At 38.3% G+C, this 15620-nt stretch carries 11 protein-coding genes; 4 read left to right on the top strand and 7 right to left on the bottom strand.

Translation table 11 applies throughout. The features are described 5' to 3' along the window. Positions 1-355: 355 nt before the first annotated feature. From FB551_RS10105 to FB551_RS10090, 4 genes are all read right to left on the bottom strand, one after another. The gene (locus FB551_RS10105) at positions 356-1825 is read right to left on the bottom strand and encodes a TolC family protein (protein WP_142017187.1); all 1470 of its coding nucleotides are present in this window, start codon (positions 1823-1825) and stop codon (positions 356-358) included. After that, a complete protein-coding gene (locus FB551_RS10100) occupies positions 1818-4979 on the bottom strand; it encodes an efflux RND transporter permease subunit (protein WP_142017185.1) in 3162 nt (1053 codons plus the stop codon). The genes FB551_RS10105 and FB551_RS10100 overlap by 8 nt, the downstream gene beginning before the upstream one ends. Before the next feature lie 15 nt (positions 4980-4994). After that, entirely contained in the window at positions 4995-6080 is a 1086-nt protein-coding gene (locus tag FB551_RS10095; RefSeq protein WP_142017183.1) for an efflux RND transporter periplasmic adaptor subunit, read from the bottom strand. Positions 6081-6184: 104 nt separating this feature from the next. After that, on the bottom strand, positions 6185-6610 hold the full coding sequence (locus FB551_RS10090; RefSeq protein ID WP_226798665.1) for a hypothetical protein: 426 nt from the start codon (positions 6608-6610) through the stop codon (positions 6185-6187). Positions 6611-6835: 225 nt separating this feature from the next. On the opposite strand from FB551_RS10090, the gene FB551_RS10085 reads away from it, so the two are divergent. The 3 genes from FB551_RS10085 (at position 6836) to FB551_RS10075 (ending at position 10641) form a co-directional block, all read left to right on the top strand. Further along, a complete protein-coding gene (locus FB551_RS10085; protein WP_142017180.1) occupies positions 6836-7747 on the top strand; it encodes an SDR family oxidoreductase in 912 nt (303 codons plus the stop codon). 224 nt (positions 7748-7971) lie between these two features. Beyond that, positions 7972-8892, top strand: a complete 921-nt coding sequence (locus FB551_RS10080) for a helix-turn-helix domain-containing protein (protein ID WP_142017178.1) — start codon at positions 7972-7974, stop codon at positions 8890-8892. A gap of 240 nt (positions 8893-9132) precedes the next feature. After that, positions 9133-10641 carry an amidohydrolase family protein gene (locus tag FB551_RS10075; RefSeq protein WP_142017176.1) on the top strand — a complete coding sequence of 503 codons (1509 nt, stop codon included), beginning with the start codon at positions 9133-9135 and terminating at the stop codon, positions 10639-10641. Positions 10642-10713: 72 nt separating this feature from the next. Here the strand turns inward: FB551_RS10075 and FB551_RS10070 are convergent, their stop codons facing one another. From FB551_RS10070 to FB551_RS10060, 3 genes are all read right to left on the bottom strand, one after another. Further along, entirely contained in the window at positions 10714-11925 is a 1212-nt protein-coding gene (locus FB551_RS10070; protein WP_142017174.1) for a winged helix-turn-helix domain-containing protein, read from the bottom strand. Between the two features lie 159 nt (positions 11926-12084). Then, a complete protein-coding gene (locus FB551_RS10065; protein WP_142017172.1) occupies positions 12085-13008 on the bottom strand; it encodes a hypothetical protein in 924 nt (307 codons plus the stop codon). 33 nt (positions 13009-13041) lie between these two features. Next, positions 13042-13530, bottom strand: coding sequence for a GNAT family N-acetyltransferase (locus tag FB551_RS10060; RefSeq protein ID WP_142017170.1), 489 nt, complete (start codon positions 13528-13530; stop codon positions 13042-13044). Between the two features lie 360 nt (positions 13531-13890). On the opposite strand from FB551_RS10060, the gene FB551_RS10055 reads away from it, so the two are divergent. Beyond that, positions 13891-15561: a hypothetical protein gene (locus FB551_RS10055; protein ID WP_047435845.1), complete on the top strand. Its 1671-nt coding sequence runs from the start codon at positions 13891-13893 to the stop codon at positions 15559-15561. The last annotated feature ends 59 nt before the right edge of the window (positions 15562-15620 follow it).

Below are 15620 nucleotides of genomic sequence, written 5' to 3'. Positions count from 1 at the left end.
TGAATTAAAATTAATATTATAAGTCTATTGATTTTGTAGACTTATTGTCTATTTTATAGGCTTACTAATGATAAAATTGGTATCAGGAGCTTTATCCTGCTATTCGCTCATACTCCTCGCACCTGGCTGAATCCACTTCCTGCTGTGGGGTAACCGCTGCTATCAGGGCTAAGGAAGGTTGAATTATAAGTGATAAATGATAATTGATGAATGATCGATCATCAGTTATCAATCATCAATCATGATACAAGATCCCCAAATATCTGCGTCCATCCCTGAAATGTGTGGTAACAAACCAATAAAAAAGAAGCCTGCCTCACGACAGACTCCTATAAAAACAAGATTGAAAAGAATGTTATTGTTTGCTAATGTCCGGGACCTCCAGTGGAGCCTGGTCCCAACCGCCACCCAGTGCTCTGTACACAGCAACACTCGCTTTAAGTTGGTTTACTTTCTTTTCTACCAGCTCAAATCTGGATTCCAGCGCATCACGTTGAGTCAGTAAAACTTCCATATAATCTGCACGGGCATATTTGAACAGGTCGTTGGAAATATCTATAGACTTGGTTAAGGCATTTACTTCCTTCGTTTTAATATTCACACTGCTTTCCAGATTATGAATTTTAGATAACTGATTGGCAACCTCAATATAAGCTCCCAACACAGTCTGCTCATAATGATATACCGCCTGAATCTGTTTCGCATTGGCATTATTGTAAGCCGCTTTAATCGCTCTCCGGTTGATCAGAGGAGCGGTAAGTTCTCCCGCAAGAGAAAACAGAAACGACTGAGGTTTGATGATGTACAATGGATTAAAAGCCTGTAACCCAACTCCCGCAGAAAGATCAAGAGAAGGGTAGAACCTTGCTTTGGCTACTTTAATATCAAGCTTGGCAGCAGCCAGTTCATACTCAGCCTGTTTAATATCCGGGCGGTTTTCCAAAAGTTCAGAAGGAATTCCTCCATACACGGCCTGCGGAACCACAGAATCAAAAGAATCCTGACTTCTTTCCACAGATTGAGGAAATCTTCCCACCAGATAATTGATCTTATTTTCAGTTTCAACAATCTTCTGCTGGATGTCATACTGCATACCCTGAGTTTTCAGAACCTGAGCTTCAAATCTCTGCACAGCCAGTTCATTGGATCTGGCATTCTTTTTTAATTCTTTGATAATATCCAGCGCATCATTCTGAATTTTGATATTCTGATTCAAAATAACCAATTCATTATCCATGGCCAGCAGCTCATAATAAGAATCTGCTATCTCAGAAATGAGATGAGTCGTCATGAAATTCTTTCCTTCAATGCTCGCAAGATACCTTTGTACCTGTGCTTTTGTAGCATTATGAAGTTTTCCCCAGATATCGGTTTCCCACTGAGCCTGAGCACCAACTCCAAAATCAAATAAAGGTTCCGGCATTTCTCTGCCGGGTTCTATTTCAGTATTGGCTTCCATCGCTCCGATATTGGTGTACCGGCTTACTTTGTCTACGCCGGCGCCTGCTTTTAAACCTACAGACGGAAGATATTCCCCTTTCTTGGCTTTGATTTCATTTTTAGACATTTCAATTTCCTGAAGAACAATATTCAGTTCCTGATTATTCTGAAGAGCCTGACTAATCAGTTCCTGAAGATGAGGATCACTGAAGTATTCATTCCACTTCATTTTTCCGGTATTGATAGTGTCATTTTCTGCTGAACCGTATTTCTCAGGGACGGTTTTATTTTCAGCACGCTGTACAATTTCGATAGGTTTACAGGCAGTAAGACTTAATAAGACGACTGCCAGACCTGCATATTGATATATTTTTCTTTTATTCATAATGGATCATGTCTTCGCTTAATGGAGATTCATCTTCGTCTTTAATCATTTTTTTACCGTCAGACCACTTGGCAAATATGTAGTAGAGCCCCGGAATTACAATCACTCCGAATAGTGTTCCTATCAGCATTCCTCCCAATGAAGAGGCACCAATGGTATGGTTTCCGATAGCTCCGGCACCTCTTGCAAAAACAAGCGGAACCAATCCTGCAATAAATGCAAAAGAAGTCATCAGAATCGGTCTGAAACGGGCTTTGGAGCCTTCTACAGCAGCCTCAAGAATAGAATCTCCTGCCTGACGCCTTTTCACTGCAAATTCTACAATAAGTACCGCATTTTTACCTAATAATCCGATAATCATGATCAATCCCACCTGTGCATAGATATCATTTTCAAGTCCCATCGCTTTTAATAATAAGAAAGACCCGAATACTCCTACAGGCAGTGAACAAAGTACCGCAAATGGAATAAGGAAACTTTCATACTGAGCCGCCAGAACCAGATACACAAACACAAGAACAACAAGGAAGACATAGATCGCCTCGTTACCACGCTGAGCCTCATCGTAAGACAATCCTTCCCATGCCACTTTGTATCCGTGAGGAAGTGTTTTGGCAGCCGTTTCGTTGATGGCCTGAATAGCATCTGCTGTAGTATATCCAGCCGCCGGAAGCCCACGAATGGCTGCTGAATTGTACATATTATAACGTGTAATTTCGTTAGGTCCCTGAGTCTTTTTCATCGTCATGAATGCAGAATAAGGAACCATTTCATCACGGTCATTTTTCACATACAGATTCATAATATCCGTTGGAAGCCTTCTGAATTCCGGAGATGATTGTACATACACTTTGAAGAACTGCCCGAAACGGATAAAGCCCTGTTCATACGTACTACCGATCAGAATGTTGAGGTTGTCCATCGCTTTCCCGATAGAAACGCCTTTCTGCATCGCTGCATTATTATCGAATACCAGTTCGTACTGGGGATAATTAGCTGCAAAGAAGGTAAATACTCCTGAAAGTTCCTTACGTTTTTTAAGCTGTGCAATGAAATCTTTATTGGCCTTGTCAAATTCCTGATAATCGGTCGTTCTGTTCAGATCCAGAAGTCTCATAGAGAAACCTCCCGAAGATCCGAACCCCGGTACAGCTGGTGGTTCAAAGAATTCAATGGTCGCACCAAGATCTTTGGATTTTTCTTCCAGTTCTTCCATAATTTCTTTTACAGAATGATCGCGGTCGTTCCAGCTCTTAAGGTTAATCAGACAGGTTCCTGCATTCGAACCACGTCCTTCTGTCATGATTTCATACCCTGCCAGCGATGATACAGATTCCACACCGTCTACACCCATACAGATTTTCTGTAAGGTTCTTGAAACCTTATTGGTCTGTTCCAAAGTAGAACCCGGCGGAGTCTGGATAATGGCATAAATGGTTCCCTGATCCTCATTCGGGATAAATCCACCCGGAAGTACTTTATTGATCATTACAATTCCGGCACAGAAAGCGATCAGGATTCCCCATGTTACCACCTTTCGGCTCACAATTTTTCTAAGGAATGAAGCGTATTTTCCTGTTATTTTATCAAACCCGCTGTTAAATGAGTCTAAAGCTTTGGTGAAAATATTGACTTTCTTAGGCTTTCCATGATGGTTTTTTAACAGCATTGCTGCCAAAACCGGAGTCAGAGTAAGGGCTACTACCGCTGAAATCACAATAGAACTTGCCATGGTAATCGAAAACTGACGATAGAAAGTTCCCACCGGACCTGTCATAAATGAAATAGGAATAAACACGGCTACCATCACGGCTGTAATCGCAATAATAGCCCCTGCAATTTCACCCATTACTTCTTTTACGGCTTTGTAAGGCGAAATATTACTGTCTTCCATCTTAGCGTGAACGGCTTCAATTACAACAATTGCGTTGTCAACCACAATACCGATCGCCAATACCAATGCGAAAAGGGTAACAAGGTTGATGGTTAATCCGAAGAACTGAATCACAAAGAAAGTTCCGATCAGAGAAACCGGCACGGCAATAATAGGAATCAGCGTAGAACGCCAGTCGCCAAGGAAAATGAAAACCACGATGGCAACCAGGATAAATGCATCTCTCAGGGTATGCATTACCTGCTCAATAGAAGCATCCAGGAATTGTGAAACGTCATAACTGATTTTATAATCAACCCCCGGAGGGAAGTTTCCTTTCATTTCTGCCAGTTTTGCTTTCACATCCCTGATCACATCATTCGCATTACTTCCATAGTTTTGTTTTAGAACGATAGAGGCGGAAGGATGCCCGTCAAGATTGGAATAAATATCAAAGAACTCACTTCCCAGTTCTACCTTGGCAATATCTTTCAGTTTCACATTTTCTCCTTCAGCATTGGAACGAACGATAATATTTTCATATTCTTCCGGTTTGTTGTATTGCCCTTTATAAGTCAGTACATATTCCAGAGACTGTGCTGCAATACCGGAACTTTGCCCGATTCTTCCCGGACGTCCTATGATACTTTGCTCACCAATAGCTTTCATCACTTCATCTACCGAAATAGAATACGCACGCATACGGTCGGGATTCAGCCAGATACGCATGGCATACCTGCGGCTTCCCAGGATCTGAGATTTTGCAATCCCATGGATACGGTTGATTTCCGGAATGATATTCACCATAGAGTAGTTGTACAGGAATTTTTCATCCATACTTTTATTCGTACTGTAAAGATTCACGTACATCAGCATGCTGGGCTGAATCGGGTTGACGACAACGCCTTCTTTCTGTACCAGTTCCGGTAATAAAGGCATTACCTGGTCCACTCTGGTTTTTACCAGAACTACCGCCTCATTGGGATCGGTTCCGGGATCAAAGACAACGTTTACGGTAGCTTCTCCGGCACTGGTGGCATCGGTAGTGATGTAACGCATTCCCTGAACACCATTGATGGCATTCTCAATCGTAATCAATGATGATTTTACCAATACATCGGCACTTGCTCCTGGATAGGCAATAGAAACGGCTACGGTGGTAGGGGCAATTTTTGGAAACTGTTCCGTAGGAAGCTGCTTCATCGCAATCCCTCCCAAAAACAGGATGACAACCGATATCACAATAGCGAAAACCGGTCGGTGTATTACTTTTTTAAACATAATGCTGCTTTTGGGTTACTCGGCGTACAGATCCAGGTTCGACATTACTTTTTCAGGCTTTTGGTACTTTGAGCTGATCTTCTGGTTTTCCTGAACCAATCTAAGCCCTTCCAAAAGGATTCTGTCATCCTTTCCAAGTCCTGCAGAAACTACATAAATATGAGGTAATTCAGCCGCTACTTTTATTTCTCTTGCATGTACTTTACCGTCTTTACCGATGACATAGACATATTTCTTTTCCAGCTCTTCGAAAGTAGCTTTCTGTGGAATCATCATCGCATTGGCATAAGGTGATGTAATGACGATATTTCCGGTTTCTCCGTATCTCAGCAGTCCTTTGGGATTCGGGAAAGTAGCTCTGTAGGCGATATTTCCTGTTTCATTGTCAAAATCAGACTCTATGGTTTGTACGATACCGTCTTGTGTAAACTCTTTGCCATTAGCCATTCTTAAACGTACATGCAATGGATTGTTATCTTTTTTTGCATCCATCTGGTTAAGATATTCAGCTTCCGGAACATTGAAATACACCCACATTTTGCTGTTGTCGGAAAGTTCTGTTACCAGTTCACCTTCATCTACAAGACTTCCTTTTCTTACGTGTAATTTTCCTACAATTCCGGTAAAGGGAGCCCGGATTTCTGTAAATCTCAAATGGGTATTCATTGAAGAAAGTTCAGCCTGGGCTTTTTCATATCTTGCCTTAGCCATCGCCATTTCCTGAGGGGCAACGATGTTTTTGTCTGAAAGATTTTTGGTATTCTGGTATTCGATTTCAGCATATTTGGTTTCCGCTTTGGCACGGTTTACATCAGATTCATAAAGATTAGGCATAATTTTGAACATCAGCTGTCCTTTCTGTACAAACTGTCCTTCATCTACATAAATAGACTGGATGTATCCTTTTTCCTGAGCACGAAGCTCAATGTGATTAATAGAACGGATCTGCGCAACATAATCTTTGTTCACCAAAGTATCTTTTATAAGCGGGCTTGTAACGTTGAATGAAGCTGCTTCTGTTTTTTCCTTTTTCTCAGATTGACAGCCTACAAACAGGAGAATAAGGCACAAGTTGATATACATGAGACTTTTCTTGACCATGATAAATATTGTTTTTATAATAATTTATAATTGAAAAAATAGTGTTACCGACTCTCATAACAGCGTATGAAAGCAGATAAGATTTTCGAAAAATTAGAATAAAATCACAGTCGGATGACCCTGTACTGGATGTACAGATCATCATGTAAAGTTTTTAAATGTTCTGACTGAGCAAGTGAAACAGCAATTTGTCTGTTGTGAAATGTAGTGACAAAGCCTGAAATAAGATGCCAGAAACCATCTTTGAAAAGGGCAAGAAGCTCGGTAGAATCAGAGGTCTCTACATTGTCGTCATTTTCATTGTCATTTTCAGAAAGATTAGCTCTGATTTTGTTGTAGCGGGGATGGATGATATTGTAAGCATCATGAGCTTCATTATTGGTAAGAAAAGCAAAAGATTCTTTAAAGCTCTTTTTCTCGTGAACAAGAAGATCCGTAGTAAAATGAAGATCAGAAGAAATATCAGTTGAAATATACTGCTGAATTTGCCCGTAATACCATCCTAAAATGGTAAGCAACGCAAATAACAAACTGTATAAATATTGATAAAATCTTTTCCGCATCCCAGAGGCAAAGGTAGGTAAAGTTCAAAATAGGTGCAACCGTTAAAGATTAAAAAAGTGTTAAAAAGTAAGCTGTTTCATTGAAAAATTCATCTTTTCACGAAGTTTCCTTTTTGGCTAAGAAGTAGATAGATTCAGCGAAGTCTTCCTGATGAACATTTTGGAATTTTACACCAACAAAAAAATAAGAAAATGAATATAGTTCTAACAGGTTCCATCGGGAACATCGGAAACCCTCTTACAAAAGAATTAGTAAACAAAGGACATGAGGTCACAGTGATCAGCAGTAATGAAAAGAGAAGAGAAGCTATTGAAGCGGTAGGGGCAAAAGCAGCCATAGGGAGTATGTTTGATCCTGATTTTCTCACCGAAACATTTACCGGGGCAGATATTGTTTATCTGATGGAAACCATGGAGGCAGCAGGTGACCTGTTTGATAAAAATGTCGATTTTATTGGAAAAATCAGTGAAATTGGCCGTCATTATAAGACGGCTGTGGAGCGTTCCGGTGTAAAGGAAATTATCCATCTCAGCAGTATCGGAGCACATACGGACAAAGGGACAGGTATTATTGTGTTTCATCATCATGTAGAGCAGATTCTGAAGGAGCTTCCGGATGATGTTGCTATTAAGTTTATTCGTCCGGTAGGCATTTATTTCAATATGTTTTCATTCATCAGTACAATTAAAAACAAGGGTGTCATTATTTCCAATTGGGGTGGTGATCGAAAAGAACCGTGGGTTTCTCCATTGGATATTGCAGCGGTTGTAGCGGAAGAAACAGAAAGACCATTTGAAGGAAGAACGGTACGTTATGTAGCGAGTGATGAAGTTTCTCCTGATGAGATTGCGAAAGCTTTGGGTGAGGCAATCGGTAAGCCGGATCTTCAGTGGAAAGTGATTGCAGATGAAGAGCTATTGAAAAACTGGCTGGATATCGGTTTCAATGAACAGGTGGCTAAAGGTTTTGTAGAAACTCAGGCAAGCCAGGGCAGCGGAATTCTATACGAAGATTATCAGGAGCATCAGCCTGTTTTAGGAAAAGTAAAACTTGCAGATTTTGCAAAAGAATTTGCTGAAGCCTATCAAAATGATGAAGGGTAAATAGTGAACCACAAAAGTCACAAAAGTTTTTACGCATTTTAGTAAGACGAAGAGCATATTCTTACGCTGAAAAGTACACTTAAGAATAAAAGAACGGGCTACTTTAACCACAAAGATCTGTGCAAATCTGCGCCATCTGCGGGAAAATATAAACCACAAAAGTTTAAGCAATATCCATGAAAAAATGGCAGCATTCACTGTAAAACAATTTGTAATTTTATGATATGGAAAGACGGGCTGTAAAAAGAATAAAGACCATCACAGAATTTCACCGCTCGAGAGGATTACCGCCTCCTGAACATCCGTTGATCAGTGTGATTGATTATAAAGACGTAAAACGGCCAGCTGATATTGGTGAAGTTAACTGGATACTGGATTTTTATCAGATTTCTTTAAAAATTGGCATAAATGGGAAGCTGAAGTACGGCCAGCAGGAATATGATTTTGATGAAGGAACACTGTTTTTTATCTCGCCGAACCAGATTTTCAGAATTGAAGCAGATCCTAAAATACAGGAAAAACAATCCGGATGGATGCTGTTGATTCATCCAGATTTTCTTTGGCATACTTCACTGGCGAAGACCATAAAGCAATATGATTTTTTTGAGTATTCAGTGAATGAAGCTTTATTTCTTTCAAAAAAAGAAGAACTTACCATCAATGGAATTATAGAAAATATTGAACTGGAATATCATTCGGTGATCGATAAATTCAGTCAGAATATTATCATTTCCCATATTGAAACATTGCTCAATTATTCAGAAAGGTTTTATGAAAGGCAGTTTATCACCAGAAAAATAACCAATCATACCATTTTAAATCGTTTAGAAGTTGTACTGCATGATTACTTCAATAACTATGATCTGATATCGGAAGGTTTACCTACAGTTCAGTTTGTTGCTGGTGAGCTTGGAATTTCTCCCAATTATCTCAGCCGATTATTCAAAACACTTACCGGACAGAGCACTCAGCAATTCATTCATGATAAACTGATTGAAAAAGCGAAAGAAAAACTCTCTACTACCAATTTATCCGTGAGTGAAATTGCATATGAATTGGGTTTTGAACATCCGCAATCCTTTACCAAACTGTTTAAAAATAAAACCAATCTTTCTCCTCTGCAGTTCAGAGCTTCTTTTCAGTGAGGGATTAAAAAATAATTTATAATAAGTCTATAGCATTGATGTTGTAGACTCTTTTGTCTACTGTTTAATTTCATTTTATGCTCATTCACAGAAACAATTAACGTATAATAATGACTTGGTGGCTTTAAAGTTTAATATTATTTTTGAATTAGCTTTATTTTGCACAATTTTTGCTGTAAAAAGCTACTTTTAACGGTTAAAGCATAACCGATAGTACAAAAAAATCCTCCAATATTTATTATGATGAAAAAATACCTTATTTACATATCACTTTTTGGAGCACCCTTATTTTGGGGGCAAGGTAAAGTGAGTGAAAAAACTGCATACCAACAGAACCTGACATTATCAGAGGCAGAAAATGCTGCAATGGCATTTGATGCTGATATAAAATTGTCTGATGAAGAAATCAATTTGGATAAAAAACTATTCCAGATTCGTAAACAGTTTCTCAGTGATTCGGAAGCAAAGAAAATATCCTTATATAACAGCTCTTTTAATGAATTAAAGCCATTAATAGAAAGCAGTAAATTGTTTGAAATTCTTCAGACAATGCCGAAAGGAGGACTGCTGCATACCCATAGCGGTGGAATCACAGACGTGAGATGGATTATTTCAACTGCCAGAAAATATCCGGAGTGCTATGTTTATGATCAGAAAGATAACGATCAGTTTATTTCCGGGCAGCTGGCATTTTTTGAAAAAGGAAAAGTCCCGAACGGATTTATAAACCTTGATAAAAAGCTCACTTCAAACCCTGGTTTTGAAAAAGAACTGGAGGATCTTCTTACGTTGAAACGTGATAATCTTTGTTCTTACACCAATTATTGGATTGAATTTGAAAAACGTTTTAAACGCATCAGTTTATTGCTTCCGTATCGTCCTTTCTTTAAAGAATATTATCTGAAAGGATTTCAGGATTTGATCAAAGGTAAAGTTCAGCACGTAGAAATAAGATATATCTTTGATGAACTTTATGATTTTCAACATGGAAAATATCCTTTGAAAACATCCATTACAGATCTGCAGGACATTCTTAAAAAAGTACACCAGTCAGATCCGCAGTTTACCCTGAAACTGATCTATTCGAGTTTTAAATTCTTAGATAATGACAACATTGAAAAGCAGCTGGAAACGGCATTTGAAATGAAAAAAGAATTTCCGGATATGATCTCAGGCTTTGATCTTGTAGCAGATGAGGCAGCGGGACATCATATCAGTTTTTTTGAGAAAAGCTGGGCCAAAATGAAGGGGCTTAGTAAAAAATACGGGGTAGAACTTCCTCTTTTCCTTCATGCAGGCGAAAGTACTTCTATCCTCAATAAAAATATTCTGGATGTTGTGCCGCTAAACAATAAGAGAATTGGTCACGGACTGAATCTGATTTACTTCCCAAAAACCATGGAACAGATCAGAAAACAGGATAAGCTGGTGGAAGTAAGTCCACTCAGTAATCAGATCTTAGGATATGTAAGTGACCTGAGAAATCATCCGGCAAGGGTTTTATTGAGCAATGGAGTACAATGTTCCATTAACAGTGATGATCCTTCTGTGTATGGATATACAGGTCTGAGCTATGATTTTTGGGTGACACAGATCTATTGGGAATTGGATGTGAAAGCATTGAAAAAACTGGTTTTCAATTCCATTAATTATTCTTCTATGAATGATGGTGAAAAAAAGAAAGCACTCACTTATCTGAACCAGCAATGGAATGATTTTGTTCAGAAAACAAATCAGAAATTAAATTAATAGGAGTTTTCCTAAAAAATAAAATCGCATTATTGACTTCAATAGTGCGATTTGTCTTTTAATAGCTTTCATTTACTTTTTAAACTTTACTTTGGATAATTCCTTTTTTACAGAAGAACCCAACTTTGACGGACTTACTTTAGTCAGAAGCAAAGATTCACAACCATTGAAAATGGCAAAACGTTTTATGGTTTCTACGAAAGGTGTAAGCCATAAATCAAGGTCAATAGTACTGTTTTCAATATGTAGATGGATAAGTTCAAACTTTTTTTCTTTTCTGTGCGCTTTACAGTCAACCCTTCCGATAAACTGATCTCCAAACAGGATAGGCAGACAGAAATAGCCATACTGTCTTTTTTCTTTTGGAGTATAGCATTCCAGACGAAAGTCAAAATCAAAAATCTGTTTGATCCGCTCCCTATGAATAATGGAGTTATCAAACGGAGACAGCAGCCGGATATTGGAATCTTTAAGATCATATGTCTTTTCAAAAAAATCGTTCCGAACAAAGACGGAGGGCAATCCTTCTATTTTGACCTGAGAAATCAAGTTTTCTTCAAGCATCATGTCTAAGACCTTGTTGACATTTTTCTTTACATCATTTCCTTTTCGAAGGTGAGTGATCTGTTTTAACGTCGTAAAGCCATAAGCTCTCAGATTGGTTTTTACCAGATATTCAGCAAACTCAAGTGGAGTAGGTTCTGTAGTATCAATGAAAGATGGTAAAACTCTCTCAGCGAGATCATAAGTTTTCTGCATTCCCGAACGTCCGCTGATCATCAGATCTCCCTGCATGAAAAGTCTTTCCAGAGCCAGCTTGGCAGGTTTCCAGTTCCACCAGCTTCCTGGTGTTTGGCTTTCATTTTCAAAATCTCTTGCTCTTTTAGGTCCTTCATTCCGGATGGTGTCTGTCACATATTCCATCACTTTAGGATCAGCATTGTAGTAACGGGATTCTCCTCTTTTGATCGTCAGCATCTGAGGTAAAACATACCGGAAATCCTTCATGGGAAGATATGAAGCTGCATGAAACCAATATTCAAATACTTTACGTTCTTCTACCAGTTCTTCCAGATAATCGGCCCTGAAATCCGGAATTCTTGTCCAAAGGGTGTGATGATGAGCCCGCTCCACCATAGACAGCGTATCGATCTGGATATATCCAAGATGTTCCAAAGCATTGAGAACAGCCTCTTTTCCGGTTCCGAATGGCGTATTGTGCGTTAATCCCTGGCTGTCTAATGTGGCAAGCTTCAATTGTCCTAATGCCAACTTGTTTTTCATATTTTAATAAAGCAGATTGATGATGTTTTTTCAAATATAAAGATTTGGTTTTTGAGATAACATTCTTCTTTTTATTGCTGTTATCTATTTTGTCTGTTACCTACCATTGAAAATGGACTATCGATGATATGATGCATGTTTTTATTATTTAAAAAGATATTATGTGAAGATTTCTTGTTTTTCACCGCATGTAAGACAAATACCATCCATGTCTATTACGTTACCAATACAATTTTTACTGTGACAATTTATTCTTTCTATTTCACTCTCAAAGTCACAATTGATACAGTGTACAAGTTTTGAAGAAGGTTTATTTGGACTGAGAAGTGCCCATTTACTTAGTAATTTCTCACCTTTTGAGTTCATTTCATAAAAACAAGTAGGACAAAGATACCTTCTCCCACTCAAATCAAAATTTAAGAAACTGTTTATTTTTTTTATCCCAATTGTTGCTTCTAGAAAATCTAAAAATTTATATGATAATGTACTCTCGAAACTCCAATCATAATATCCAAAAAGAGGATTCGATTCATTCCATTTTTTTATATCGTTAAACCATTGATCCTTTCCAAAAAAATAAGTATATGCTTTTAATATATCGATTATAACAGTATTAGGATCATTTAATATATTTCCGGCTCCATGAATTGCCTTATTTCTATTTTGCCGAATATCTTCAATAAACTTTATTTTTTCTGTGGTAAGAGTTCCATTTGTAACTGTACAAAAAGTATGAAGAAGATTTTCCCCAGCAAATGTGTACATAGCAGAATAATCAACATTTTTACTTTCTGGTAAACTTGGCCACTCTGATCTTTTTTGTTCTAGAAGTAAATAAGGAGAATTTCTTACAATTATACTTTTCATGTAAGTTTCAATTCCTTGATGTAATAATATAATCGATGTTCTGAATGTTGGTTTATTATGTTCCCAAACCTCATTTAGAGGTACTTCTTCAGTTATATTTTTATCATCGTATTCTTTATACTTACAATAAATATTAAACAAAGACTCAAGTGCTTGAATTAGACATTCTTTTGCAACTTTTTCAAAATCTTCGTATTCTGGTATATTAGTTATCATTAGTTGAGTAATTTTAGTACGATTTGTCTTGAATTATCGGTCAAGCCTGTAAATAAATTCCTCAATTTCCGTTTGTCTGGCATTGGCAAAACCTTTGTCAGTACCAATTTTCATAAAACCACATTTTTCCAGAACCTTTTGCGAACCCAGATTATCAAAAGCAACCCGTCCAAAAATAGGTCTTGTTGTTTCCAAGACTAGAAAATTCTTTAACGCCGTTGTGGCGACACCTTTTCCCCAGAAATTCTTATCAATCCAATAGGTGATTTCTGCGTCACCCTCCATGATAAATTTGGCAATACTTCCGGCAATTACTGTATCGGCCATAATGGTTTGGTTGTTGACGGTGGGATCGGCCAGTAATTTGGTAAACTTAGCAATGTAAGCTTCTTTATTCGTGGAATCTTTTGATGTAAATGCTGCCAGATGATTGGCTTCATCATCAAGCTGAAAATGAAAAAGAATTTCCAGATCTTCCACTGCGGTCGGCCTGAGTTTAATGTTATAGTGAATATCTTTCATATATGAGATAGTGTTGGTTGATCTTCAAATATAGACTTTATTTAAGCTATTTAGATAGCGGTTAACCTTTAAAAAGAGCTTTGAAGATAAAAATCAAATATTTTTAAAACTTTTGTGGTTTATATTTTCTTACAGATGACACAGATGCTGGTGGTTAAAATAATACGCTGTTTTTTATACGTACAAATGCGTATAGGTTTCAGTAAAAATACCTGGCTTCAAAATCGGAAATTTATACTCTGAAATCCGGTCTTTTTTCATCGTTACTTTGGTATGTTCAAAAGAAGCTTCAAAACCCTGAACAACGGCAGCATCCGAAAAGCCAGGAAAAGAGTAGGAACCATACCCAAAATTATTATCATGAAAAATCGAGAAAATGTTGCTCCCTTTGTAGAAGCATCACAAATTATTACAGAACTGAAAGACAGAGCCAATGATATTCTTGCAAGTGTTTTAAGTACAGATCTGTCTGCAATTACTATTAATGGAAAAGGAAATTTTCCTTATTACTGGCAGGATCCGTCAAACCTGAAGTTTAATAAAAAAACTTACGACTGGATCTCTTCCAACCTGAGAGCCAATACTGAGCCGGTACAGCTGGATCAGGTATTTACCAATTACTTTATTGATGCTTTTTCAAAAGTCAACTATTCCTTATCTGTAGAAGATACAGCTGTACTGAATGATGCTCATACCAGAGCGACAGATCAGCAAATGGCCCTGCTTAATGCCTGGGTAGCCGCTTATAACACACTTCCTCCAGCTACCGACACCATGCAGCCTATTGATATCATTATGGATAAAATTGCTACAGAGTGGGCGAATCCTGCTACTACTTTGTACCAGATTCAGAAGAGTGATAACCTGGATGCATTACTGAACAAGACACCGGCAAGCGGAAAACCTATTATTCCTGTACTGGCCAATTATCTGGATGCGCTGGGGGCCACTATATCTTTGCAGAATAATGTGACAATGAATAATGGCTACCTATCCAAAGCCTTGAAGAATGTACAGAATCCTAAAAAAGAAAACGGCGGACTGCTCCTGAATGACGACAGTATTTTACCCGCTTTTGAGGTGACCACGCCTCTAAATGAGATTTTAAACGGGCTTAAAAATACTTCTCAGACTGCTCAGATCGATATGGAAGTAAGCCGTGAATCCGAAAGTCGTTTCCGGGTTTCCGTAGAAGGGAAAACGGGTTTTTCTATTCCTATCTTTGATTTCTTTACGTTAGGAATCGGGGGCAATGCCAATTATTTCAGTGAAGATATTGCGATAAGCAAAAACTCAATCAAAATATCTATGATGTTTACAGGGGTTACTCTGGTGAACTTTGGACCAAAAGATTTTAATATTGCCAGCAATATGTACTGGGCATGGTTTGATCCTATCCGCAAAGCACAGATCAACAGCAGAGACAAAGAAGAAGAAAAGCATATCTCAGGATATAAATTTTCTCCGGATCCTGGGATGAAATTCGGACCGGAAGGACCTTTCGGACTCCTGAACGGGGTGGCAATCTCCAATTATCCTACTGTAGAGATTACAGTAACAGGTGAAGATTATAAAAGCATTCAGAAAACCTTTGAACAGTCTACTTCTGCCACACTTTCTTTCTTAGGTATTCCATTGGCAAGCGTTAAAGAATCTACATATTCTTCCTCCATCTCTGTAGACCAATCAAAATCTACAATCAAGATCACACTCAGTCCTCCGCCAAGTCTGGTGGCTGGAAACAACAGAGATTCCATAGCATGGGTTCTGGGTGCTGTTGTCGATTATCCGGCTGAGGTGGGTGATGATGTCGAACTTCTTAATAATGAAGAGTTGGTAGCGAAGGGCGCTTATCCTAACTACCAGCTGTATAAAGATAACTTCGGAACTACCTATTGTTCTGTGAAAAAAGTGAAATCTCATGCTGTGGGAGCCACATGGGTAAGTGAATGTCTTGCTGCCCATCCGGGAACAAGTCCTGCAGGAAAACCATGGACGAGCCCTAAACAATCCGGGGTGATCTGGCCATAATCAACAAAAATAAGTATAACAAAATAGACTGTCTCAACAAGGCAGTCTATTTTATTAGG

It is taken from the genome of Chryseobacterium aquifrigidense (assembly GCF_006716485.1).
In the GTDB taxonomy this organism is placed as follows: Bacteria; Bacteroidota; Bacteroidia; order Flavobacteriales; family Weeksellaceae; genus Chryseobacterium; species Chryseobacterium vietnamense.
This window is presented reverse-complemented; position numbering and strand designations above follow the sequence as displayed.